Here is a 24,308-nt window from a genome sequence, read left to right as displayed (position 1 = left end):
CCCCCACTCTGCCCACATGACAGGGGTGGTGGAGATAACGAATTGACCAGGACACGCGACCATGGGGCATGCGGATCCTCCCCGTCGCCCTGACCGCGCTGGCCCTGTTGGCTGCCGCCTGCAGTCCCGAACCCGACTATTCCGGCCAGACCCGGACGGTCGCCGCCCACTGGCGGAACTCGCCGGAACGGGTCTCCTGGACCGACGGCCTGGTCCTGCTCCAGCACCTGACCCTCGAATCGGAGGGCCGCCGCCCCAAGTGGGCCCACTTCAGCAGCGGGGCCCGCGTCTGGAAACTCGAGGCCGACCTGCCCTCCGACGCCCCCGCCCCGGCCGAACTCCGCTGGCGCGACGGCACCACCCTGACCGTCCCCCTCCTGTCCCCCGCCGCCGCCTACACCGCCCTGACCGGCCCGAGCAGGCGCCGCGACGGCCGCTGCCCGGCCGCGGGCTGCCGCCCGCTCCGCGTGACCAAGGTGACCCGAGGCGAGACCACGGCCTACTCAAGCCGGGGCGAGGTCCGATTACCGACGTGGGATTACACCGTCGACGGCCTGACCGAGCCCTACCGCCGCATCGCCGTCGACCCCTCCGCAATGGGCGCCCCTCCGAGACGCTTCGGGAACGGCCTCCCGGCGCCGGTGTCCGCCTACGAGTTCCGGTCGGCGACCGAGCTCAGGCTGCGCTACCAGCACGGCGCCTGCGACACGACTCATGGCGCGAGCGCGTACGAGACCCCCGAGGTGGTCGTCGTGATCGTGGACGTCCGAGACGACGACCTCCCAGACGGCATGGGCTGCCCCCTGATCGGCCGGGAGGACCAGATCTACGTCACCCTCCAAGCACCTCTGGGCCGCCGCGTCGTCCTCGACGCCTCCACCGGCCTGCCGGTCATGCCGAGAGGCGACAACCCATACATCGGGCCGCTGACCTTCGACGCCCGCGAGTCCTAAGGGGCGTCATTCACGATTGTCGTAGAACCACTGTGCGCGATCCGCCTCGTTCATCGCGAGCACCTCCTGCGCGGTCAGGAATGCTCCCCCCACCACGCGGCTGATCCGGCCGAGCAACTCCCCGGTCGGGACCCCACCACCCAGTTCGATGTGGTCCAGCTCGGCCTGGGAGATTCCCGCCTGTTCGGCGACCTCAGCCTGGGTCAGGTTCCGGGCCAGACGGGCCTCGCGGAGTCTGTCTCCGAGGTCCAGGTCCCGGAGGGCTCGCGTGTATTCCGGGTGTTCTTCGGCGTGTGGGGTTTTCCGCCTTTGGTGACCGGCCATGGCGTCAGGGTTCCACGCGGGGAGATCGTTTGGTGGCGAAGTGGTTCAGGGCCCACAGGGCCACGCCGATGGCGAGGAGGATGAGGGCTCTCAGGTAGACCGAGCCCTCGCGGCCCGTGATCGGGAGGATGAGGATCGCGCAGGCGATCGCGCCCAAGACCGGGGCCCAGACCGGGGCGTGGAAGTGAGCGTGGTCGACGGTCTCCCTTCTGAGGACCAGGACCGAGATGTTGACGATGGTGAAGACGCCGAGCAGGAGCAGGACCGTCGTGTCGGCCAGGCCGCCGACGTCGCCCGTGCAGACGAGGACCACCGCGATGGCGACGGTGAAGAGGATGGCGACCCAGGGGGTCGAGCGGCCGGGGTGGACGGTGCCGAAGACCTTGGGGACGATGCCCTCTCGCGCCATGCCGTAGACCAGCCGGGAGGCCATCAGCATGTTGATCAAGGCCGTGTTGCCGACGGCCAGCAGGGCGATCAGGGCGAAGAGTTTGGGCGGGAACTCCAGGCCGGCCACCTTGACCACTTCCAGCAGCGGGCCGGTGGAATTCTTGAGCGTCTCGGTGTCGACCAGCATCGTCGCAGTGAAAGCCACCGCCAGGTAGATGAGCCCGGCCACGGCCAGGCCGCCGAACAGGGCCCGGGGGTACGAACGCTGCGGGTCCTGGGCCTCTTCCGCCAGGTTCACCGAGTCTTCGAAGCCCAAAAGCGCGTAGAAGGCCAGGGCGGTTCCGCCCAGGACGCCCAGGAAGGCGCCGTTCTCCGGATGGAACTCCAGGGCGCGCGAGGGATCGCCGTCGCCGGTCAGGAGGGCGTACACACCGATGGCGATGATGACCAGGAGGCCGAACGCCTCGATGACGGTCAGGACCACGTTGACCTTGACCGATTCGGAGATGCCGGCGAAGTTCACCAGCGTCACGATGGCCAGGAAGATCAGGGCGCCCACGACCGTCGGCAGGGTCACGAACTCCGCGAGGTAGGTGCCGCCGAACGCCCTGGCCGCGGCGCTCGCCGACGTCACGCCGCTCATCAGGACCGCGAAGGCGACGATGAAGGTCAGGAACGGGATGCCGAAGGCGCGGTTGGTGTAGAGCGCCGCGCCCGCCGCCTGGGGATATTTGCCGACCAGTTCGGCGTAGGCGGTGGCGGTCAGGGCGGCCAGGACGAAGGCCACCAGGAACGGCAGCCACAGGGCGCCGCCGACCTCGCCGGCCACTTTCCCGGCCAGGGCGTAGATGCCGGCGCCCAGGATGTCGCCGATGACGAACAACAGAAGCATGCGGCGTCCGATGACGCGCTTCAGACTCGGGGCCTGCGTAGTCATGGCTCGCGACTACCCTGCGTCACCCGTATCACGCACGGACCCCCTATCGAAATCGAGGCGCCCGGCCGGATTACCCTTGCGCCATGACTGCTCAACCGGTGCCGGAGTTCGACGTGCACACCACCGCGGGCAAGATCGCCGACCTGGAGCGACGTCTCGACGAGGCGGCGCACGCGGGGTCGGCGCGGGCGGTGTCCAAGCAGCACGAGAAGGGCAAGATGACGGCCCGGGAGCGCCTGGTGGCGTTCCTCGACGAAGGGTCGCTGGTCGAATTCGACGAGCTGGCGCGGCACCGGTCGACCAGCTTCGGCCTGGAGCAGGAGCGGCCCTACGGCGACGGCGTGGTGACCGGCTACGGCACCGTCGACGGGCGTCCGGTGGCGGTGTTCGCGCAGGATTTCACCGTGTTCGGCGGGTCGCTGGGCGAGGTGTTCGGCGAGAAGATCGTCAAGGTCATGGACCACGCGCTGAAGACCGGGTGCCCGGTCATCGGCATCAACGACTCCGGGGGCGCGCGCATCCAGGAGGGTGTGGTCTCTCTTGGTCTGTACGCCGAGATCTTCAAGCGCAACGTCCACGCCTCTGGCGTGATCCCGCAGATCTCGCTGATCATGGGGCCGTGCGCGGGCGGCGCGGTCTACTCCCCCGCCCTCACCGACTTCGTGCTGATGGTGGCCGAGAAGTCGCACATGTTCATCACCGGGCCCGACGTGATCAAGACCGTCACCGGTGAGGAGGTCACGTTCGAGGAGCTCGGCGGGGCGCACACCCACAACTCCAAGTCGGGCGTGGCCCACTACGAGGCCTCCGACGAGCAGGACTGCCTCGACTTCGCGCGGGCGCTGCTGTCGTACCTGCCGTCCAACAACCTCGACGAGCCGCCGGTCTTCGACGCCGAGGCAGATCTGTCGACCACCGACGAAGACCGCGAACTCGACACGCTGATCCCCGACTCGGCCAACCAGCCCTACGACATGGTCACCGTGCTGACCCACGTGCTCGACGACGGCGAGTTCCTGGAGGTGCACGCCGGGTTCGCGCCCAACATCCTCGTCGGGTTCGGGCGGGTCGAGGGGCGGCCGGTCGGGATCGTGGCCAACCAGCCCATGTCGCTGGCGGGGACGCTCGACATCGCGGCGTCCGAGAAGGCGGCCCGGTTCGTGCGGACCTGCGACGCGTTCAACCTCCCGGTGCTGACGTTCGTCGACGTGCCCGGCTTCCTGCCGGGCACCGACCAGGAGTGGAACGGCATCATCCGGCGAGGGGCCAAGCTCCTGTACGCCTACGCCGAGGCCACCGTGCCACTGGTCACCGTGATCACGCGCAAGGCCTACGGCGGCGCCTACGACGTCATGGGCTCCAAGCACCTCGGCGCCGACGTCAACCTCGCCTGGCCCACCGCCCAGATCGCCGTCATGGGCGCCCAGGGCGCGGTCAACATCCTCTACCGGCGTGAGCTCGCCGCCGCGAAGGATCCCGACTCGGCCCGCGCCCGCTACATCACCGAATACGAGGACACGCTGGCCAACCCCTATCTGGCCGCCGAACGCGGCTACGTCGACGCGGTGATCCGGCCGTCCGACACCCGGGTGAAGATCGTGCGGTCACTGCGGGCGCTGCGGAACAAGAGGGCCTCCCTCCCGGCGAAGAAGCATGGGAACATCCCCCTATGACCGCCCTCAGGATCGTGCGCGGAGACGCGACGCCCGAGGAGGTCGTCGCTCTCGTCATCGCCCTGCGCAGCGTCGCGCGGGCGGAGGCGGATCCCGCTCCGGCCCCCGGCCGGTGGCGCGACCCGGCGCGGAGAATGCGCGGATACGTCCCCTCAAGGCCCGGTAAGGGAACCTGGAGGGCCAGCGGACTACCCGAATAGACAGGGATTAGATCGGCCGAACCGGGTGTCAAGTGGCCCAAGAGTTGGGAGTATCTCCAAAAGGGCAATACCAGCTAGACCAACAACACACGGAGTCGAGGCCTGGAGGACGCGATGGCCATCCCGGACCTCGCAGTGCACAGCATGGCAGCGAAATACGCGGTTCTCGTCGATGTCGGTTACTTGTACGCCGCCGCCGGGGAGGTGCTGCTCGGCGCGAAGGAACGGAAGGAATACCGGGTCTCCGCCGACGAACTGATCCAATCTCTGCAGAAGCATGCCATGGAGCGCCTCCCCGGCGAACTCCTGCGTGTCTATTGGTACGACGCGGCCCGAGATCGGGTGCCCACCGTTGACCAGAGGGTCATCGCCCAGCTCCCCTGGGTGAAGGTGCGGCTTGGCAACTTGAACGCGCGTGGCCAGCAGAAGGGCGTCGACGCCCAAATACGGAGCGACCTTGAGGCGCTGGCCCGCCACCACGCCGTGAGTGACACCGTTTTGATCGCCGGTGACGAAGACATGGTTCCGGCCGTGGAGGCCGCCCAGGCCTACGGCGTTCGTGTGCACCTGTGGGGGGTCGAGCCCCCTTTCGGCACGAACCAGGCCGAGCGGCTGGTGTGGGAGTCCGACACGGTCGAGATCATCTTGGCCGATTTCCTGAGGCCCTATTTCACGCGTGCGCCCATCCCGGTGGCGGTCACCCCGCCGCCCTCTCCGGCGCAGGTGTTCGCCGGACGCACCGCGAAGCCGGTGGCACCGCCGCAAAAACAGGCGGGGCAGCCCAAGCTGGGGCCGAGTCGGCCGCGCGTTGAAGAAGTGGGCGAGCACGTCGCGCAGAAGTGGATCCTCACCCGGGGCCGCGACAACATCCGCGACCTCCTGCCGGGTCCGCTGCTGCCGACCGTCATCGACACCGAACTGCTGATCGAGGCGGAGAAGGAGCTCGGGCACTCCCTGCGCCCCTACCCGGAGGCTCGCGTGTGGCTGCGCGACGGCTTCTGGGCGCGGGTGTACCGGGAGTTCGACCTGGGCGTGGGGGTGTCGTCCAAGTAGGAGACCGCCGGAGTTCCCGCTGGTCAGAGGGTCGGCCACGCTCAGGTCCGAAATCCGCCAGCTCATCCCGCTGAGCTGGGCGTAGCGTAGCCGACGTGAACACACTCGACTTCGAAGAGCGCTACCTGGCGATCACGGCCAGGGACCGCAGGTTCGACGGGCGGTTCTACACGGCGGTGACCTCGACCGGGATCTACTGCCGGCCGATCTGCCCGGCGCGGACGCCCGCTCGCAAGAACGTCCGGTTCTACGACCACGCCGCCTCCGCCGAGGCGGCCGGGTTCCGGCCCTGCCGCCGGTGCCGTCCCGAGCTGTCGCCCGGGGCGCCCGGGTGGGACGTGCGGGCCGATCTCGTGGGGCGGGCGCTACGGCTGATCGACGACGGGGTCGCCGACGACGGCGGGGTGGCCGAGCTCGCCCGGCGGCTCCACGTCAGTGAACGGCACCTGCACCGGCTGTTCGCGGCCGAACTGGGCACCGGGCCGCTCGCGGTGGCGCGGACCCGCCGGCTCCTGCTGGCCAAGCAGCTGCTGACCGAGACGTCGCTGCCGATGGCCGACGTGGCTTTCGCCGCAGGGTTCGGTTCGGTACGCCAGTTCAACGCCGCCATGAAGGACTCCTACCGGTTCGCCCCCAGTGACCTGCGTAAATCCGATGGTCCGATGGCGACCGGAGGGCTGACGCTGCGGCTGGGGGTCCGGCAGCCGTTCGAGGCTCGCGCATTGCTGGGCTTCCTGGCTGCGCGGGCGGTGCCGGGCGTGGAGGAGGTCGTCGACCACTCCGTCTACAAGCGGCGCATCCCCGGCGGGGAGGTCACGCTGACGCCCGTCACCGATCACGTCAGGCTGACCGTGACCGGTGGCGACATCCGGCACCTCGCCCGGATCGTGGCCCGGTGCCGCCGGTTGCTCGATCTCGACGCCGACCCGCACGCCATCACCGCCGCCCTCGAACCGACCATGCTCGGGCCGCTGGTGGCGGCCCGGCCGGGGCTGCGGGTGCCGGGGGCGTGGGATTCGTTCGAGCTTCTCGTACGGGCGATCGTCGGCCAGCAGATCTCGGTCGCCGGGGCCCGCACGATCCTGGGGCGCATCGCCGCCCGGTCGGCCGAGATCTTCCCGTCGGCCGAGGAGATGGTGAGCCTCGACCTCGACGGCCTGGGCATGACGACCCGCCGGGTCGCGACGTTGCAGGCCGCCGCGAAGGCGGTGGCGTCCGGGGAGATCGACCTGGAGGCCGGAGATCCGGCCGAGACCGTCGCGGCGCTGGTCGAACTGCCCGGGATCGGGCCGTGGACCGCCGGATACGTGGCCCTGCGGGCGCTGCGCGACCCCGACGCCTGGCCCGACGACGACCTCGGGCTGCGCCGCACGATGGCTGCGCTGGCCATCCCCCTGAGTGAGACCGAGCGCTGGCGGCCCTGGCGGGCCTACGCCGCGCTGCATCTGTGGAACGCCGAGGAGAAATCATGATCATCGCTCAGACCGTTTCCACTCCGGCCGGACCGCTGGCCATGCTGGCCCACGACGACGTGCTCGTGGCGGCCGGCTTCACCGCCGACCCCGAGGTCATGTTCGTGCGGCTTGCTCCGGAACTGCGAAAGCTGGGCCTGACGGTCGGGGAGGTGCCGGGGGCGGCGGGAGCCGTAAAGGAATATCTGGACGGACGCCTCGACGCCCTCGACGACATCGCGGCCGTTCAGCCCGGAACCGACCGGCGGCAGCGGCTTCTGACCGCGCTGCGCGGGGTCAAGGCCGGCACGACGGTGAGCTACGCGGAACTGGCGGAGCGGGCCGGAATGCCGCGGACGGCGGCCCGCGCGGCCGGGGGCGCCTGCGCGCAGAACCTGGTCGCGCCGTTCGTCCCGTGCCACCGGGTGCTGCCCGCGTCGGGCGGCTACGGCGGCTACTACTACGGGACCCCGGTCAAGGAATGGCTGCTCGCCCACGAGGGCGCGAACCTCTGACCGGGGTGGGGGCCGTGATCGTGCGCCGAAGGAGATGTGACGGACGCACGATCACGGGCTTGGACGACTACCCCTCGACAGAGGTTTGCACCTCACCCACGGGGACGTCTCGGGTTACCGTCGCCTCAACCGGATCGTAAACGAAGGGGACGACAGACTGGTCGACGTTGCTCGTCACCGGCCATACCGTCGTCACCGTCATCGTATAGACGTCGCGCGGCTGGTCGGCCGAAGCCCGCAGGTAGCGGACACCGCAGGTGAAATCGCCGCCCTTGACGTAGGGCCTACCGCTGGCGCCACAGTTCTGCTTCACCTCGGCGCGGTCGGCCGTGGTGCCCGGGTCGATCGTGATGTTGTCGAGGGTCGCGGTGACCGTCGCGGACATCACGCCCGGCAGGGTCGCGGTGACCGAGCGGGTGGTCTCGCCGGTGTTGCCCAGCCAGACCCAGGTCGGCAGGTTGACGAAGCTCTTGGCGTCGGGGTTGAGCTCGATCGTCGGCTCGGGGACGGTCAGGGCGGCGCGGGCGATCTGGAGGAGTTCCTCCATGGTGATCCCGCCCGGCGGCGTCTCCCCTGCCGGGACCCACAACGCCCCTTCGAGGTTCGACCAGCAGGCCATGCCGCCGGGGTCGGCGGCGTTGTAGGCCGGACTCCACCAGCGGCCGTCCTGGCCGATCTTGTCTTTGTACTGCTCCAGGAACTTCTGGAAGTCCTCTTCGGTGCCGCCGGGGTTGGTGTGGAACCACCACGTGCGCAGCTCTTCCTGGGTCTTCAGCATGTCTTCTGCGGAGTTGCCGGGTTCGTACCAGCAGGGGCGCTTGATCCGGTAGCCGTCGGCGCGGCCGGAGGTGCCGGTGCCGCTGATGACGATGCTGGAGTTGGTCAGCTGGACGCCGACGGTCCGGCCCGTCTGGAAGCCCTCGCCGTGGGCGCCACCAGGGTAGGGGTCGGCGGACAGCAGGCTCAGGGCCAGGGTCAAGGCGAGCGCGGCTTTCACCGTTGGCACTCCTTCGCTGCTTGGTCGGGGTAGGCGGCGTGCCGGAAGAGTTTGACGCGCCAGGTTCCGTCGTCCCCTCGCCGTACGGCGGCGACCTGGAGGTAGATCGATTTGGGTGGCTTGGTCCAGTTGGGCTGGTCGGCCAGTGCGGTGTCGGTGTCGTCGACGACGCGGACGTCCGAGGTGTCGACGCAGGCGTCGATCTCGGCGCCCCGGCCGTCGACCGCGGCGACGCGGATCGAGTAGAGCTTGGCGGTGCCGCTGGCCGACGTGCCGGACTCGGTGAAACTGCTCACCCAGGCCAGGGCGGTGCGGCTGGCGTCGTCTTCGACGCTGGTCAGATAGGTCTCGTCGGTGCCGCCCGACGCGACGGCCTTCCACTGGCCGACGTAGGAGTCGGTGAAGGCGGCGATCATGTCGTCGCGCTGGTCGGGCCACTCGATGGAGACGTTCAGCGAGTCGGTGATCCTGATGGATTCGGCGGTGGCGGGCGGTGCGGCGACGGCGGCGTTCGACGGCGCCGCGCCCTGAGGGGTGAACCCCTTGTCCGCCGGGGCTCCGCAGGCGGTCAGGGCGACGGCGAGACCGAGAACGGCTACCTGGCGCACGCGGTGAACGTAACGATCAGCCGGCATCGTCATCCAGTGATGTGTGGGTTTCGGCATGGTTCACGCAGTGGTCGTCGCTCGCCACACGGGGAGCAGCTCGTCGATGAGGGCTTCGGTCTCGGGGGCCATGCCGCCGCCGTACGGGTGGGAGGCGGCCCGGCGGTGCAGGCCGTCGACCACGGCGCGCAGCCGCGACGGCTCGCCGGTGGCGTGGGCGGCCCGCAGGAGGTCGCGCCACAGGCCCTCGTCGTCGGCGGCCAGCAGCAGGCCAGCCCGTGCGGCGGCGATCGCCGCTTCGGCGTCGCCCCGGTAGAGGCGCGACTCGCACAGCCGGTGGGCGGCGTCGGCCACCGAGGCGGTGATGTCGAACTCCAGGGGGTCGGCGGCCAGCCAGGCGTAGCGGCCGGGCGGCCGGGCGTTCAGCAGAGGCCCCCTGACCAGGCGTAACGCCTTCTCCAGGGAGATGGGGTCGCCGCGTCGCACCAGGTCCTGGAACATCGACCAGTCGGTCCTGACCTCGTCGCTGAGGTGGAGGCGGCCCGACTCGTCGGCGTACAGGTAGGGGCGGCCCGCCTGATCGTTGCCGAGCCATTCGGCGACGCGGGCCAGGGTGGCGTCCCTGACCATGGGCTGCACCCCGCGCGGCCAGAGCACGCCGCCGAGCACGACCGGGTGCACCCCTCCCGGGTGGGTGGCCAGGTAGACGACCAGCTCGTTGGCCAGCGCGGCGCGGCCCTCCTCCAGGGCCCTGACCGGGGAGATCTCGATCGAGCCGAGGATCCTGACCTCGATGGCCGGGGGTTCGTCGTGGCGGCGGATGTCCGGGAGCGGGAGCGGCTCGCCGTGCCGCTCCGCCGCGGTCCGGAAGAGGTCGACGATGGCCTGGTAGTGGCGGCGCGGGAGCAACTGGGCCTGTACGTCGAAGCCCAGGGCCTCGATGACCGAGCGGCCCTCGGCGGTGACCTCCCACGTCCAGGTGGCGTGCGGGAGCGGCGCGGCGATCACGTATCCGGCCGCCGACCTGGTGTTCTTCGCCAGGACGGCCAGCCTTCTGGCCTCGTCGGCGGTCGGGTGGACGGCGCTGAGCAGGTAGTGCGGCGGGTGGTTGGGGCTGTGGGCCCGGCCGTGGATGCGCCCGGTGAGGACGTCGGCGGGCTGGGCGGCGTTCTCGAACTCGGGCAGGACCTCGGCGAGCGAGGCCGCGACGTTGACCCGCTCCGGGGCGATGGCCCGCAGCTCCTGGCCGAAGCCGACGAGGGTGACCTTCATCGTGTCCGACCAGCGGTTGGTGACCAGCTCCACGGCCAGCGCGGAGAGCGCGGCGACGGCCTGCGCGCCGACGATGCTGATGACGCCGTGGGCCGCCTCCAGGTCGATGAGCACCCTGCCCGTGTCGGCGGTGCCGAGGGAGACCAGGCCCGGATAGGGGGCCGGGACGTCGGCCATCGCGGTTTCGTCGAGCCTTCTGGCCTCGTGGGCGGCCAGCCGCCAGATCTGCCCGCCGTCGGCGGCCTCGAACGGGGCCGGGGCGTCCTGGCTCGGCGGGTGGACCCACAGGTCCATGCCGCGTGCGGACAGGTGGAGCGCGTAGATGGCCGGAGGCCTGGCGTCGGCTTCCGCGAGGAGTTTCCCCAGCAATCTGAGGCCGGTGTCGAGGATGCGGCTGCCGGGCGCGTCGGCGCCCAGCCGCATCGCGACCTCCGCCGCCGCCGCTTCTCCCCTGGGGCGCTGGATGCGGTGGCCGAAGGCGCGGGCCCAGAGTTGCTGCCTGCGCCTTCGGCCCAGCAGGAGCAGCAGGCCGGCCGAGAGGAGTGAGGCTCCGGCGAGGAAGTCGACGAGGTCGACCTGTTCGGTCCAGCCCTGGCTGGCGACGGGGGTGGTGAGGATCGTTCCACCGCCTTGGGGGGCGGCGATCACGCCGGAACGGGGGATCGTGGCGTCCCCGATCTCGGCCGCCTCGGCCGGGGTGGTGGCGGTGACGGTGGGGATGGGCTTCTTGGGTGGTGTACGAGTTTCGTCGGGTTTGGCGGTCTCGGTCGTGGCGGGGCGGTTCTGGTCGGGTGTCACACGGGCGGGGCGGGTGATCTCGTCGGGGCTCTCCGCGCCGTCGGGCAGGGAGGAGTCACCGGGACTGTCCGTGGAGGAACCGCCATTGACGGGAGGCCGGGTGGGGTCGCCCGTGGCCGGCGGGCGGGCGGTGCTGCTCTCGCTGGGCACGCTCGTCGCGGGCGGCCGGGCGGCGTTGTTCTCGTTGGGCACTCGGGTTTGGTTGCCGGCCGCGGGTGGCGGGGTCGGCTTGATGTCGGGCCTGCTGGTCTCCGCAGGGGGCCGGGTGGGGTTGGTCTCGGGGCGCTGGCCGTTGGCCGGGGGCTGGACCTGGGTGTTGTCGCGGTTCTCGTAGCGGGTGTCGTCGCCCGGTCGGAGGATGATGCGTTCGCCCTCGCTCGACTTCGGGGCGCCCGGGTGGTCTTTGAGGATCTCCGTGCGGGTGTCGTCGGCGGGGACCACGTGCGCGTTGCGGGCGTCGCTCGGCATGTCGAGGACCCAGCCCGGCCGGATCAGGTCGGCCATGTGGAGCCGTGAGCCGTCGGGCTGTTCCTTGTGCTTGTTGAGTTCGTAGATCTCGGCGTAGCGGCGGCCGTCGCCGAGGCACTTCTCGGAGATCTCCCACAGGCTCTCGTGGTGACGGCCGTGGGGTGGCTGGACGACGTACACCTTCTTGACCTCGCCGCGCGAGACCAGGGGGGCCCGCTCCTTGATCGTCGTCTCGGCGCTCACCAGTGTCGGTTTCACCGGGACCGGCGGCGCGGTGGAGAAGCGCATCAGCGGCACGGCCACCGCCGAGACCGTGAACAGGACCAGCACGGCGGAGACCAGCCGGTTGGCCAGGACCTGGGTGCCCCCCGACATCGGCACGCGCGCGGGCAGGCCGACGCGGCGGATCCCGGCGTACACCTCGACCAGGACGCAGATCACGAGCTGCGCCCAGGCGATCCACACGAGCAGCACCAGCACGGCGATGATCGTCTCGGTGCCGACCTGGTTCAGGAGCGCGTCGAGATTGAACAGCTCGGCGGGGATCGGCGGCCCGGCGAAGCGGATCAGGGCATAGGGGACGCCCGCCAGCAGCCCGGCCAGCGCGACCAAGGCCCCGAGACCGGCGGCGACGTCGGCCGGGGTCCTCTTCACGCGCCGTCTCCCTGGTCGGGGACCGCCGTGGCCTCCGCGGTCATCTCCGATCCGGGGAACCCGATCGCGGCCAGGAAGAACGCTTCCCATGTGACGCTCACCTCCACGGTCACCTCGGTCTGGCCCGCCCCGACCGTGCACTGACCCATCGCGACCTCATCGGCGCCGTGCGCCGAGACGATCTCTTCCGCCCGCCCGCACACTTCCGCGTCGCCGAGCAGCCGCAGCTGCCCGGACGCCCGGAGTGTCTCGACGTCGATCTGGTCGGCGGCCGCGCGCGCCCCCTGTTCGGCGATGTCGGCCGCCCTCAACCTCGCGTTGATCGCCGCTCCCCCGTCCACGAGCAGGCCCGCGAGCAGGAACACCGCGACCGAGAAGAGCACCACGAACGTGGACATGGAGCCCCGATCGGCCCTTCTCATTCGACTCTCCGGAACTGTTCCAGGGGGACGACCGAGTCCCCGGTGATCGTGACGTTCGCGCCGAAGCCGAGGAAGTCGAGGTCGAGGGCGCAGCTCACGGTCACCTCGACCACGCCGCCCTCCTCCCACTGGGTCCCGGCCATCGACACCTGCGGCGGGCAGTCGGTGAGCGCGTCGGTGGCCGCCGACGTCGCGGCCTCCTGCGCGGCGCTCTCGTCCCGCTGGACCGACGCGGCGCGGGCGGCGTCGCGGGCGGCGCCGTTCACCTCGCCCTGCGCCTCGACGACCCGGCCGGCCCCGACCAGGAACAGCAGGAACAGCAGCAGAACCGGCGCCAGCATGACGGTCTCGACCGACATCGACCCCCGCTCATCCATCCGGTGCGCACCCCCCGCTGCCGTCGTCGGGCCGGAAACACTCGACGGGCCCGCCGAAGCGGGCCGTGATCGTGAAGGAGATCTCCGGCAGCAGCGGTACGACCTGGACCGCACTCCCCGTCACCTCCACGCCGCGCGTGTCGCCCTCTTCGAAGGCGGTCGCCGTGGCGGCCTTGAGGATCTCCGGCCCGATGGCCTGGATGATCTGCTGAGCCTTGGCCTCGGCGGCCTCCTGCCAGCCGTCGTCACCGGCCCGCGCGATCCTGGCCCCCTCGCGGGCGGCCGCGTCGGCGACCTGCCGTCCGTGGAACCACAGGGCCATCTGGACGATCAGCAGCACGACCACCAGGACGACCGGCATGAGCAGAGCGAGCTCGATGACGGTCGCGCCCCGGTCTTTACTTCGGCCCTTGCGTGCCTCACTCACCACCGCCGCCGCTGTCACCGCCGCCGAAGTTCGTGGTGATCTCGGCCGAGCGCGACTCGACGAGACCTTGGATGAGCGCGGCCAGGCCCAGCGCCACCCCGGCGATGATCGCCGTGATGATGGCCCACTCGACCGCCGACGCCCCGCGAGAGGGGGCCGTCCTGGCCTTGTGGATACGGACGCTGATCATCGCCACCAGGTAATCGATCATTTTCAAGATCCCAACATTTTCATCGCGGCCGGGTAACTGAGAAAGATCACGAAGCCCGCGCACAGCAGCAGCTGCGCCACGAGCATCGACTGCGAACGTTCGCCCGCCTTGCCCTCGATCTCGGCCAGCTCGCGCCTGCGGAGCGTGGCCGCACGGGCCGTGAGTGACGACCGCACCTTGGCGCCGTCGTCGGCGACGAGCCCGAGCGCGGCCGAGAGGTCCCGGAGCTCGTCGACGTTGATCTCGTCGCCCAGCTGGCCGAGGGCCTGCCAGGGGGTGATCCCGACGATCCGGGCGTTGGCCAGGGCCTCCCGGATGCGCTCCATGGCCCAGTTGGAGCCGGGGGCGTCCACCCCCGGATTGGTGCCGACGGAGACGGCCATCATGAGCGCCTCGGGCACCCCGCGCCCGCCGGCGAGGTTCATCGCGACGAGGTCGAGGAAGGCCCCGACAGCGTGCCGGAAGTCGCGGCGGCGTACGGCCGCGTCCTTGCCGATCTGCACATCGGGCAGGAAGAAGAAGATCACGCTGACCAGCAGCGCCGACCAGAGCGGAATCTGGAGCGATACTCCCCACCCCATGACCGCCAGCCACCCCACGAGCAGCGGAAACGCCAGCAGCCCCGAGACGGCGAGCAGCACCTTGGTCGCCAGGAACCCCTCGAACGACTTGCCCAGCAGGGTCAGATCGGCCCGGATCGACCGGACCTCCCAGCCGCGTGAGGCGTAGAACCTGGCCAGCCGCTGCCCGAGCGCCTGCCGCAGCGCACTGACCTCCTCGTCGGGCGCCACGAGCGGCGTCTTGGGCGCGTCCTCCCCGGTCCGGGCGAGCTCAAGCGCCGCCAGCCGGGTCGCCAGTCCAGGGCGCGGCGGGAACAGCGCCCGGAGAAGGAGCAGAATCCCCAGCCCGAGCACTCCACCGGCGAAAGCGGTCGCGATCACAGCCCCACCTTTCGAGGGGCGGCGCAGCCCTGATGCCGCAAGACCGCGCCCTTCCCTCGGTCATGGGACGTCTCCACCCGGGCAGAGGATGCCGTTTGGAACGCGCCATACCGGTTTGATCTGACGGCTGACGACGTCACAGTCGGACGTTTCGGCATATCAACCCTGGTCACGAGTTCACCGCCTCGACAGGTTCGGGGCGGCGGTAGGGGGCCAGGATTCTGCCCGGTTTGTCGAAGCGTGCCAGGCGCCGCATCCATGCGAACCCCGCGCCGAACAGCGCCGCCACGACGACGAGCACCGCCTGGCCCAGCAACGAGTCGTATTCGGCCACGTAGTCGCGGTTCGCGATGACCAGGAAGGCCGCGAAGGCCAAAGCGGTGCCGACCACGATCTGGACGCTTCGTCTCGTCGAGCGGCGTTCGGCCTCCACGCGGCGGCGCATGTCGAGTTCCTCACGCGCCGATACCGCCAGGGCGGAGAGCACGTCGCGCAGGCCGGGGCCGCGCAAGCGCGAGTTGAGGATCAGCGCGGCCACCACCAGGTCGGCCGAGGGGTCGTCGAGTTCGTCGGCGAACATGCGCAGGGCGTCGCCCAGGGCCATGCGGGCGCGGAGCCGGTCGACGAGGGCGCGCAGGTGGGGCTGGAGCATGGGGGCGGCGGCCCGGATCGAGGCGGGGATGGCCTGTTCCAGGCCGGCGGCGCCGGCGATGGTGTCACGGAGGGATTCGGCCCAGGCGGCCAGGCCCTCAAGGCGCTTCATGGAGGCGCGTTCTTCGGCGGCGCCGCCGGTGAAGCCCTTCCAGGCGATCACCAGGAGCACCGCGCCGACGGCCACGACCGGCCAGCCGGTGACGACCAGGGTCAGACCGCCCGCAATGGCCGCGATCGCGCCGCGGGTCGTGAGCGACTGGAACCAGCGGAGACGCTCGGCACCGGTGTCGGGTGAGGCCGGACGGGGGCGTAAGCCGTACAGGGAAAGGAAGAACAGGAACAGACCGCCGCCGATGGCGGCGCCGGACAGCAGGACCAGCGGGTCGAAGGGGATCACGACCAGCCACCTCCCGCGGGGACATAGCCGTGGTGGACGAGCTCGTCGATGCACGCGATCGGCGCGTGGGCCACGGCGACGCCGCCCTCGGAGGCGGTGAAGATCTCCGACGACAGCACCCGCCCGTCGCAGCCCGCCACCTCGCGCACCGAGGAGACGAACCGCTTCAGCGCGCCGCCCCGGTGGTAGTCGTTGCGCTTCTCGATGAAGACCACGAAGTCGATCGCCCCGGCGATGAGCATGTGGGACGCCTCGATCGGCAGCCGCTCGTCGGCCTGCAGCGCGTAGGTCGCGATCCTGTTGAAGACCTCCATGGACGAGTTCGCGTGGATCGTCGACAGCGAGCCGTCGTTGCCCTGGGTCATCGCGTTGAGCATGGTCACGATCTCGTCGCCCAGGACCTCGCCGACGATCACCCGGGACGGGTTCATGCGCAGCGAGCGCCGCACCAGCTCGGCCATGGTGATCTCGCCCTGGCCCTCGGAGTTGGGCAAGCGCTGCTCGAAGGCCACCACGTTGGGATGGAGCTCAGGGAACTGGTCGAGGCCCAGCTCCAGCGCTCTCTCCACCGTGATCAGCCGCTCGTGGACGGGGATCTCATTGGCGATCGCCCGCAGCAGGGTCGTCTTCCCGGCGTTGGTCGATCCGGCGATCATGATGTTCTTGCGCGCCTGGACCGCCGCCGACAGGAACCGGGCGAGGTCGGGCGTCAGGGTGCCGTTGCCGACCAGGTCGGTCAGGAAGACCTTGCCGAGCCGGGCCCGGCGGATCGAGATGGCGGGCCTGACCGCGACGTCCATGACCGCCGACAATCGCGATCCGTCGGGGAGCCGCAGGTCGAGCTGGGGGTTGGCGGTGTCGAAGGGGCGCGACGACAGGCCCGAGTAGGCGGCGAGGATCTGGATGAGCTCGATCAGCTCCTCGTCGGACTCGGCGACCGGGTCGTGGCTGATCTCCTGGCCGTCGGCGTAGCTGACGAAGACCCGGTCGCAGCCGTTGATGTCGATGTTCTCGACCTCGGCGTCGTCCAGGAGAGGTTGCAGGCGGCCGACGCCGAACAGGGCGGCGTGGATTCCGGCCGCGAGGGCCTCCTCCTCGTCGGCGCTCGGCGGGGTGCGGCCGACGCCGATCTCGCCGCGCGCGAACTCTTCGAGGACCTGGGCGATCAGGGCGCGGGCGAACTGGCGTTCGTCCTCGCCGCTCATCGGCGGGATGCCGCTGGCCTGGTCGAGCCGCCGCTGGTGGGCGAGCCGGTCGCCGACCTCCTGGCGGAAGCGCTTGACGAGCGTGTGGTCGATCACGGGGCCACCCTCTTCTGGAACTGGTCGGCCAGGCGTCCGGCCAGTTCGCGGGCGGTGCGGATGAGCGGGCTGCGCTCCAGCCGGCCGCCCCACTCGCCGCGCAGCAGCTCGGCGCCCTTGGGGTCGTAGGCGATACCGCCGACGAACGACACGTCGAAGCCCGCCACGATGCGGCGCACCTCGTCGAGCGAGGGCCGGTAGTTGCGCGGGTCGGCGACCACGACCACGCCCGCCTTCCGCTTCAGCAGGGTCAGCCGTTCGCGCAGGTGGGCGACGTGATCAAGGCTGGCCCGGGTGAACAGGAGAATCTGGTCGGCCTCGTCGACCAGTTCGTTCATGGCGGGTTGTACGCCCAATCGCCCGCAGTCGGCCAGCACGTCGGCGTGGTCGAGCGAGGCGAAGGAGCGCCCCAGCGGCCCCCAGAGCCAGGTCAGCCCGGCCGCCTGCTCGCCGTTGGTCAGCCCGGCCAACACGTCGAGGCCGCCGACGAGTTTCTGGGTGTGTTCGTACACCTGGTCGGGATGGAGCCCCCGCCGGGCGACGGCGCCGAGGCTGAGCAGCCCGCGCGCCGGATTCAGCACCCCGCCGTCGGCCGCAGGCAGACGGTAGGCGAGGTCGCCCCCGGACGGGTCGCACTCGGCCAGCAGCACCGGACGCGGCCACACGGCCCCCAGGGCGGTCGCCGCGGTGGTGACCCCGGGAGCGCCCTTGTCGGCGGCGAGCACGATCAGCGCCATCGGCTACCTGGCCCCGGGGAGCACCGCCAGGGCGATCTCCCCCGTCGAGGCGAACGCCGCGACCTGCGGCGACAGTGAGGCGTCGACGACCACGGTGACCAGCCCCGAGGCGCCCCGCTCCGACGACCCGGCGCTGTGCACCCGGGCCGAGGGCACCAGGACCTTCTGCGGCGTGACCGCCCCGCGCGCGTTGGCCGGGACATAGATGACCTGGACGACGTCGCCGGCCTTGAGCCCCGTCGGATACTGCCCCGCCTTGAGCGAGAGCCCGACCCTGGCCTTGTTGGGCCCGACCTCCTCGCTGTCGCTGGTGACCATGGTCTCGGTCAGCAGCGTGCCGGGCAGCAGGGTGACGGCGGCAAAGGTGCCGGCGACCTGGTTGCGGGCGCTCCAGGGGACGAAGGAGATCCCCGTGTCGGCGATCTGCACCTCGCGCAGCGAGGCGACGGGGATCTGCTGCCCCGCGCCGATCTGCTCGGCCACGCCGACGGCCGAGACGCGGTCGCCGCTGCGCATCACGAGCAGCGTGCTGGTGAGGGCGCCGCCGATGATCAGGAGCACGGCGACGGCCGCGAGCGCGGGTTTGCGCTCCCGTGGTGGCACCGGCAGCTTGCGCGAGGCCGGTCCGGAGAGAGTGGGCCGATCGACGGGGGCTCCGTTGACGGGGCGGGGGGCGTCCCGGACGGGCTTCTCGCTGGTCCTCATGGGCAGGGGACTCCCAGATCAAAAAAGCAATTTAGGATTCGCAACGAAATATCACGCCATTATGGACACCACCGAACCCGGCAGTTCAGGGAAAGCGCCAGCCATGCTTATCGGTTATAGGTCAAGGCGTCAAAGAGAACGACATCTTCGCCTATTTTCGCAGGTGGACGCGTGGGGGATGTCCCACGGTTCCCAATAGCCACAATAGCCCCACCTCATTTCGTATAACACTCAATGGGGCCATGGCCGCAACGGCTATGGCATTTCGGCATATATCGATTGGCATTCCGGACGAGAGGGGACAACCCGCCGGTTTCCCTCGGGGAGGCTCCGCGCCTGGCGTCCCGGGCCTCCGGTTTCCCCAGGGTTTCCACAGAAACACCAGGTGAACAGGGCGGATCCAGGCCGGGAGCGGCCGGGAAAAGCCCCACTTGGCGGACGGGGTACCCCACAGGCCGCTTGATGACGTCCCGAGAGTTATCCACAGGGTTACCCACAGCCCTGGCGTCTTGTCCACACACCAACCGAATGGGTCATACGCAGCCGCGCGGCCGTGCCATCTCTGTACGGTGACCCCGCCACCGACCCCCTTTGGAGTGCCGCCGATGCGGATCACCCTCACCGTCGTCGGCAGCACCGGTCACCGCGAGGTGATCGTCGACGGCGACGAGTCGACCACGGCCACCGGTCTGGCCACCGCCCTCGACACCCGCAACCTGGGCAACGTCGTGCGCCTTCCGCGCGCCCGCGCCCCCTACGGCATCGACCGCGAGGCGGCCCCCGAGGGCGGGGTGCTCTGGCTCGACGGCCGTCCGCTGCCCGCCGACGCGCGCGTGTTCGGCCTGCTGCGCGACGGCGACCGGGTCGCGCTCGACCCCGGCGGGGCGGCCGCCACGGTGGTCGAGGAGCCCGGCGGCACCGCCGAATTACGGGTCGCCGGTGGTCCCGGCGCCGGGTCGGTCCACCGCCTGGGGCTCGGCGCCCACGTGATCGGCGGCGATCCGGTGTGCGCCGTGGCGGTGGCCGACCCCCTGCTCCCGCCCGAGGCGGCCGTGGTGCGGCTGGGCCCGGCCGGGGTCACCGTCGAACCGGTCGGCACGGTGCCGCTGCGGCTGGCCGGTGAGCCGGTGACCGGCCCGGCCGACTGGCCGGAAGACGCCGTGCTGGCCATCGGCCACTCGGTCTTCACGGTCGGCCGCATCGAACCGCCCGACGCCCACCTCGACGCCCTGCCCGACGGCGGTCTCGCCTACAACCGTCCGCCGAGGCTGGTGCCGCCGGAGCGCGCGGCCCGGATCGAGGTGCCGCAGGAGCCGCGGCGGGCCGAAGGGGCCCGGCTGCAGCTGCTGGCGGCGTTCCTGCCGGCGGCGTTCGGGCTGGTCATGGCGTGGGCGTTCAAGAACTGGTATTTCCTGCTGATCGCGTTCATGACCCCGATGATCATGATCGGCCAGTGGGCCAGCGACCGGCGGCACGGCCGCAAGCAGCACCGGCAGGCGGTCAGAGACCACAAGCTGGCCATGGAGTCGTTCGACCGGGCCGTCGAGCGCGCCCGCGCCGCCGACGAGAAGGCCCGGCGCGCCGCGGCCCCCGATCCGGCCGAGCTGCTGCTGACCGCGACCGGCCCCCGGCGGCGGCTGTGGGAACGCCGCACCCACGACCCCGACGCGCTGCGGCTGCGGGTGGGCCTGGCCGACCTGCCCGCCGAGATCACCTTCGAGCCGCCCGCCCCCGAGCGGGTGCCGCGCGCCCTCGACGTGCCGGTGGCGCTGGCGATGCGCCGGTTGGGCGTGGCCGGTGTGACCGGCCCCCGGGAGAGCGCCCTCGGCATGGCCCGCTGGCTGGTGGCCCAGGCCGCCGCCCTGCACAGCCCCCGTGACCTGGCGATCGTCGTGTTGTCGGCGAGCCCCGACGGCGCCTCGCAGTGGGGCTGGGTGCGCTGGCTGCCCCACTGCGTCACCCATGTCAGCGGCAGCCTGGCCTCGGTCGGCGGCGACCTGGAGTCGGCCGCCCGGCGAGTGGCCGAACTGGCCGCGCTGATCACCGAACGCCAGGGCGACGAGGGCGGCCCGCTGCTCAAGCCCGGCCGGTTGTCGGGCGGGCCATCGAGCTGGAACGACCTGGGCAAGGGCGCCCCGAAAACGGCCGAACCGTCGTTCGGCACCTACGACGAGCGCCCCTACGACGTACTGGTCGTCCTCGACGGCGCGCAGGCGATGCGGGCGCTGCCCGGTATGCCCCAGGTGCTCCGCCAGGGCCCGCCCGCCGGGGTCTACACGATCGCGGTCGACGAGGTGCAGTCATTGCTGCCCGAAGAGTGCGCGACCGTCGTGGCCTGCGAAGACGACGGCACCGTCCGGCTGCGCGGCGGCGGCCTCGACGCCCTGGGCGCGATCCGCCCCGACCAGGTCTCCCCCGCGTGGGCCGACCGCATGGCCCGCGCGCTGGCGCCGCTGCGCGACGTGAGCCGCGACGACCCGTCGGCCGCGCTGCCCGACTCCGCGCGACTGCTCGATCTGATCGACGTCCCGGCCACCCCCGGCCGGTCGACCCGGGCCGTGCTGGGCGTGGGCCCCGACGGCCCGTTCGCGATCGACCTGCGCCGCGACGGCCCCCACGCCCTGATCGCGGGCACCACCGGCGCGGGCAAGTCGGAGCTGCTCCAGACCCTGATCAGCTCGCTGGCGACGGTCAACCGGCCTGACGAGATGACGTTCGTGCTGGTCGACTACAAGGGCGGCGCGGCGTTCAAGGAGTGCGTCCGGCTGCCCCACACGGTCGGCATGGTGAGCGACCTCGACGCCCACCTGACCCAGCGCGCTCTGGCGTCCCTGGCCGCCGAGATCCGCCGCCGCGAACGGCTCCTTCTCGACGCCGGGGCGAAGGACATCGACGACTACCTGGAAGAACGCGGCACCACCTGGATCATGGGGGCGACGGGCGTCCAGCAGGCGACCGCGCCGGGGATCTTCGGCCGGGCCGCCGTCCGCACGACGGGCGTCCGCGCGCCGATGCCGCGCCTGGTGTTGATCATCGACGAGTTCGCGGCGCTGGTCGCCGAGCTGCCCGAGTTCGTCGAGGGCCTGGTCGACATCGCCCGCCGTGGCCGGTCGCTGGGCATCCACCTGATCCTCGCGACGCAGCGTCCTGCGGGCGTCGTGACGGCCGACATCCAGGCCAACACGTCGCTCCGCATCGCCCTGCGCGTCACCGACGCCCGCGAATCGGCCGACGTCATCGACGGGCCGGAGGCCGCCCACATCCCCAAGTCGGCCCCCGGACGCTGTTACGTCCGGTCGGGCGCGGGGCCGGCGGTGGCCGTCCAGGCCGCTCGCATCGGGGGGCGGGCGCCCGGGGGCGGCTCTCTCGGCCAGGTGCGGGTGACCGACCTGCCCTGGGAGGCCCTCGGGCGTCCGCCGGCGAGCGCCCTGGTGTCCGAACTGACCGGCACGACCGACCTCGCCCGGCTGGTCGACCGGGTGATCGAGGTGTCGCGCGGGGTGCAGAAACAGCCGAGCCCCTGGCTGCCTCCCCTGGCCGATCAGGTGACCCTGCCCGAGACCGACGGCGAGACGATCCCGTTCGGCGTGACCGACCTGCCGTGGGCCCAGCAACGCCGCCCCCTGGTTCTTGGCCCCGGCCACCTGCTGATCGCCGGCACCGCCCGCAGTGGCCGCTCGACCGCCCTGCGCACCATCGCCGGTTCGCTGGCCACCCGCATGACCGCCGACGACCTGCACCTCCACGCGATCGACTGCGGCTCGGGCGCGCTACTGCCCTTGGTCGCACTCCCCCACTGCGGCGCGGTGGTCACCCGCGACCAGCTCGACCGGGTCGAACGCCTGCTGGCCCGGCTGCGCGCGGAGATCGCGCGGCGGCAGCAGCTCTTGGCGGAGGCCGGGTTCGCGTCCCTGGCGGAGGCACGGGCGGCCGGGCTGAAGGAGCCGTGGCTGCTGCTGATGATCGACCGGTGGGAGGGGTTCACCGCGGCCTTCGAGAACTACGACTACGGGCGGCTGGTCGACGGGGTGATGCAGCTCCTCCGCGAGGGACCGGCGGTCGGGCTGCGCGCCGTGGTGACCTCCGACCGGTCGGGCCTGATCGGCCAGATCTCGACGGTGTTCGACGACCGGCTGGTGCTGCGGCTGTCCGACCCCGCCGACTACGGCCTGGCCGGGTTACCGGCCAAGAACGTGCCGTCGGGGATGCCGAACGGGCGGGCGCTGGCGATGAGCGAGCACGGGATCGTGGAGAGCCAGATCGCCCTGCTCGCCGAAGACCCTTCGGGCCCGGCGCAGGTGGCGGCGCTGCAGTCCCTGGCGCGCGCTGCCACTCCCGCCACCGTCAACAGGCCTCTTCGGGTGGACGCCCTCCCGGCGCGGATCACCGCCGATCAGGCCATGAACCTCACGCGGGGGTTCCAGCCTCCCTCGCGGTTGTGGGCCCTGCTAGGGGCTGGAGGGGATGCGCTGGCGCCCATGGGGATCGACCTGCTGGGGCAGGGTCCGGCGGCGGTGATCGCGGGGCCGTCCCGGTCGGGGCGGTCGTCGACGTTGCTGACGGCGGCTCAGTCGTTGCTCGATCGCGAGGTGCCGGTGCTGGTGATCGCGCCTCGCCGGAGTCCGCTGCGGGAGTTGCGCGGGGTGCTGGCGGTGCTCGACGGGAACGCGCGGAGCGTGCGGGAGGACGACCAGGCCTCCGGGGGGTTCGGGGGGTTGCCGGGGGCACACGACCCGATGAAGCTGCTGGAGGGGCAGGAGAACTACGTGGTGATCGTCGACGACGCCGAGCTCATCTCGCCTGACTCGGCCTTGGGGTCTGCCCTCGACGAGATCCTCCGGACGGCGCGAGATGGCGACCACGGTCTGCTGGTGGCGGGGACCACGGGGGATCTGGCCACGGCATACCGGGGGTTCGTGGCGGAGAGCCGCAAGTCCCGAACGGGGGTGCTGCTGTCGGTCCAGAGCCCGGCTGATGGGGATCTGTTCAATGTCCGGCTGCCCCGGGGGACGACGGGCGGCGGGCCCGTGGGCCGGGGCCTCCTGATCATCTCCGGCACGGCCACCCCGATCCAGACAGCGGTTCCCTGACGACCTGGCACCATCGCCCAGATCCCGAAATGTCGCCCGGTTGAAGGGCGAGCCGATGGTGTCGCGGCCTGATGACACAGCGCGCGTTGTGGCACCAACGCGGCCACAGCGCACAAACTCGACGAGCGGACCCGGATTCGCCATCTGGCCGCCCGACATTTCGGCATATCGTCGCGCGGTCAGCGGTACTTCCGGTCGAAGCGGGCAACCTCGTGCGGGTGGTGGGACCGCTCAGCTCGTACAGGAAAGGGATCTGCCCGCTCATTCGGCGGCAGGGGGCGTCCACTAAAGGCGTGGTTCCGGGCGCGCGGAACCACGCCCCCTAATCAGCGGGTGGCGGACTCGATGTTGCCTCGGTACGTGTTGATCGTCCGGGAGGCCTCGTTGAGCTCCTCCGACATGCGCTGGAAGGCCGCCCGGTAGTTCTGCCACGCGTCGCGGAACCGTTCGGCACCGGGGCCGGTCCAGACCGAGCCGACCTTGGCGGCCTCGCGGTCGAGGGTGGCCATCGTCGCGCGGACCTGGTCGGCCTGCTGGGTGAACTGGGCGGCCATGGTCTGCATCTCCGCCGGGTCACCGCCGAGCAAGCTCTGACTCATCTTTTTTCCCTTCACGGACACCGATATGGCGCCCTCACCGTAGACGCCGGACCACGGCTGAGCACCGGTTATGCGTAGTCGCTATGACCCAGGACTGATTTCGGCAGCTCAACGGTGAAATACGCGCACAGCACCGGGTCGGCGGGCGGTGAAGGCG

The 24,308-nt window shown here is 71.1% G+C and carries 22 protein-coding genes; 7 read left to right on the top strand and 15 right to left on the bottom strand.

Going from position 1 to position 24,308, the window contains the following annotated elements:
• The first annotated feature begins 68 nt into the window (after nt 1-68).
• On the top strand, nt 69-953 hold the full coding sequence (locus ACYQ78_RS17255; RefSeq protein ID WP_459801867.1) for a hypothetical protein: 885 nt from the start codon (nt 69-71) through the stop codon (nt 951-953).
• Nucleotides 954-959: 6 nt separating this feature from the next.
• On the opposite strand, the gene ACYQ78_RS17250 is transcribed toward ACYQ78_RS17255, so the two are convergent.
• Complete coding sequence (locus ACYQ78_RS17250; RefSeq protein WP_459801866.1) at nt 960-1,277, bottom strand: helix-turn-helix domain-containing protein; 318 nt, start codon at nt 1,275-1,277, stop codon at nt 960-962.
• Between the two features lie 4 nt (nt 1,278-1,281).
• On the bottom strand, nt 1,282-2,559 hold the full coding sequence (locus tag ACYQ78_RS17245; RefSeq protein WP_459801865.1) for an APC family permease: 1,278 nt from the start codon (nt 2,557-2,559) through the stop codon (nt 1,282-1,284).
• A gap of 128 nt (nt 2,560-2,687) precedes the next feature.
• Between ACYQ78_RS17245 and ACYQ78_RS17240 the strand changes: the two genes are divergently transcribed.
• From ACYQ78_RS17240 to ACYQ78_RS17220, 5 genes are all read left to right on the top strand, one after another.
• Nucleotides 2,688-4,277, top strand: a complete 1,590-nt coding sequence (locus ACYQ78_RS17240; RefSeq protein ID WP_459801864.1) for an acyl-CoA carboxylase subunit beta — start codon at nt 2,688-2,690, stop codon at nt 4,275-4,277.
• Complete coding sequence (locus ACYQ78_RS17235; RefSeq protein ID WP_459801863.1) at nt 4,274-4,477, top strand: acyl-CoA carboxylase subunit epsilon; 204 nt, start codon at nt 4,274-4,276, stop codon at nt 4,475-4,477. The genes ACYQ78_RS17240 and ACYQ78_RS17235 overlap by 4 nt, the downstream gene beginning before the upstream one ends.
• 114 nt (nt 4,478-4,591) lie before the next feature.
• Complete coding sequence (locus ACYQ78_RS17230; protein ID WP_459801862.1) at nt 4,592-5,530, top strand: NYN domain-containing protein; 939 nt, start codon at nt 4,592-4,594, stop codon at nt 5,528-5,530.
• A 95-nt stretch (nt 5,531-5,625) separates the two neighbouring features.
• Nucleotides 5,626-7,002 (top strand): DNA-3-methyladenine glycosylase 2 family protein, encoded by a 1,377-nt coding sequence (locus ACYQ78_RS17225; RefSeq protein WP_459801861.1) that lies wholly within the window; start codon nt 5,626-5,628, stop codon nt 7,000-7,002.
• Nucleotides 6,999-7,496 carry a methylated-DNA--[protein]-cysteine S-methyltransferase gene (locus tag ACYQ78_RS17220; RefSeq protein WP_459801860.1) on the top strand — a complete coding sequence of 166 codons (498 nt, stop codon included), beginning with the start codon at nt 6,999-7,001 and terminating at the stop codon, nt 7,494-7,496. Before ACYQ78_RS17225 ends, ACYQ78_RS17220 begins: the two co-directional genes overlap by 4 nt.
• A 67-nt stretch (nt 7,497-7,563) precedes the next feature.
• Here ACYQ78_RS17220 and ACYQ78_RS17215 read toward each other — a convergent pair whose 3' ends face one another.
• From ACYQ78_RS17215 to ACYQ78_RS17160, 12 genes are all read right to left on the bottom strand, one after another.
• Entirely contained in the window at nt 7,564-8,493 is a 930-nt protein-coding gene (locus ACYQ78_RS17215; RefSeq protein ID WP_459801859.1) for a hypothetical protein, read from the bottom strand.
• Nucleotides 8,490-9,101, bottom strand: coding sequence for a hypothetical protein (locus ACYQ78_RS17210; protein ID WP_459801858.1), 612 nt, complete (start codon nt 9,099-9,101; stop codon nt 8,490-8,492). Before ACYQ78_RS17210 ends, ACYQ78_RS17215 begins: the two co-directional genes overlap by 4 nt.
• A gap of 60 nt (nt 9,102-9,161) precedes the next feature.
• Complete coding sequence (locus tag ACYQ78_RS17205) at nt 9,162-12,290, bottom strand: hypothetical protein (RefSeq protein ID WP_459801857.1); 3,129 nt, start codon at nt 12,288-12,290, stop codon at nt 9,162-9,164.
• On the bottom strand, nt 12,287-12,712 hold the full coding sequence (locus tag ACYQ78_RS17200; protein WP_459801856.1) for a pilus assembly protein TadG-related protein: 426 nt from the start codon (nt 12,710-12,712) through the stop codon (nt 12,287-12,289). The genes ACYQ78_RS17205 and ACYQ78_RS17200 overlap by 4 nt, the downstream gene beginning before the upstream one ends.
• Nucleotides 12,709-13,089 (bottom strand): TadE/TadG family type IV pilus assembly protein, encoded by a 381-nt coding sequence (locus tag ACYQ78_RS17195; protein ID WP_459801855.1) that lies wholly within the window; start codon nt 13,087-13,089, stop codon nt 12,709-12,711. Before ACYQ78_RS17195 ends, ACYQ78_RS17200 begins: the two co-directional genes overlap by 4 nt.
• Nucleotides 13,082-13,516 (bottom strand): TadE/TadG family type IV pilus assembly protein, encoded by a 435-nt coding sequence (locus ACYQ78_RS17190; RefSeq protein WP_459801854.1) that lies wholly within the window; start codon nt 13,514-13,516, stop codon nt 13,082-13,084. Before ACYQ78_RS17190 ends, ACYQ78_RS17195 begins: the two co-directional genes overlap by 8 nt.
• Entirely contained in the window at nt 13,509-13,727 is a 219-nt protein-coding gene (locus tag ACYQ78_RS17185; protein WP_459801853.1) for a hypothetical protein, read from the bottom strand. The genes ACYQ78_RS17190 and ACYQ78_RS17185 overlap by 8 nt, the downstream gene beginning before the upstream one ends.
• Nucleotides 13,728-13,729: 2 nt before the next feature.
• On the bottom strand, nt 13,730-14,668 hold the full coding sequence (locus tag ACYQ78_RS17180) for a type II secretion system F family protein (protein ID WP_459801852.1): 939 nt from the start codon (nt 14,666-14,668) through the stop codon (nt 13,730-13,732).
• A 169-nt stretch (nt 14,669-14,837) separates the two neighbouring features.
• The gene (locus tag ACYQ78_RS17175) at nt 14,838-15,719 is read right to left on the bottom strand and encodes a type II secretion system F family protein (RefSeq protein WP_459801851.1); all 882 of its coding nucleotides are present in this window, start codon (nt 15,717-15,719) and stop codon (nt 14,838-14,840) included.
• Nucleotides 15,716-17,020: a CpaF family protein gene (locus ACYQ78_RS17170; protein WP_459801850.1), complete on the bottom strand. Its 1,305-nt coding sequence runs from the start codon at nt 17,018-17,020 to the stop codon at nt 15,716-15,718. The genes ACYQ78_RS17175 and ACYQ78_RS17170 overlap by 4 nt, the downstream gene beginning before the upstream one ends.
• Nucleotides 17,017-17,757, bottom strand: a complete 741-nt coding sequence (locus ACYQ78_RS17165) for a hypothetical protein (protein ID WP_459801849.1) — start codon at nt 17,755-17,757, stop codon at nt 17,017-17,019. The genes ACYQ78_RS17170 and ACYQ78_RS17165 overlap by 4 nt, the downstream gene beginning before the upstream one ends.
• A gap of 3 nt (nt 17,758-17,760) precedes the next feature.
• Nucleotides 17,761-18,462 (bottom strand): hypothetical protein, encoded by a 702-nt coding sequence (locus tag ACYQ78_RS17160; protein WP_459801848.1) that lies wholly within the window; start codon nt 18,460-18,462, stop codon nt 17,761-17,763.
• A 605-nt stretch (nt 18,463-19,067) separates the two neighbouring features.
• Between ACYQ78_RS17160 and ACYQ78_RS17155 the strand changes: the two genes are divergently transcribed.
• Nucleotides 19,068-23,552 carry an FtsK/SpoIIIE domain-containing protein gene (locus tag ACYQ78_RS17155; RefSeq protein WP_459801847.1) on the top strand — a complete coding sequence of 1,495 codons (4,485 nt, stop codon included), beginning with the start codon at nt 19,068-19,070 and terminating at the stop codon, nt 23,550-23,552.
• Nucleotides 23,553-23,878: 326 nt separating this feature from the next.
• Here the strand turns inward: ACYQ78_RS17155 and ACYQ78_RS17150 are convergent, their stop codons facing one another.
• Nucleotides 23,879-24,151 (bottom strand): WXG100 family type VII secretion target, encoded by a 273-nt coding sequence (locus tag ACYQ78_RS17150; protein ID WP_030451352.1) that lies wholly within the window; start codon nt 24,149-24,151, stop codon nt 23,879-23,881.
• Nucleotides 24,152-24,308 lie beyond the last annotated feature (157 nt).

It is taken from the genome of Herbidospora sp. RD11066 (assembly GCF_054661255.1).
This window is presented reverse-complemented; position numbering and strand designations above follow the sequence as displayed.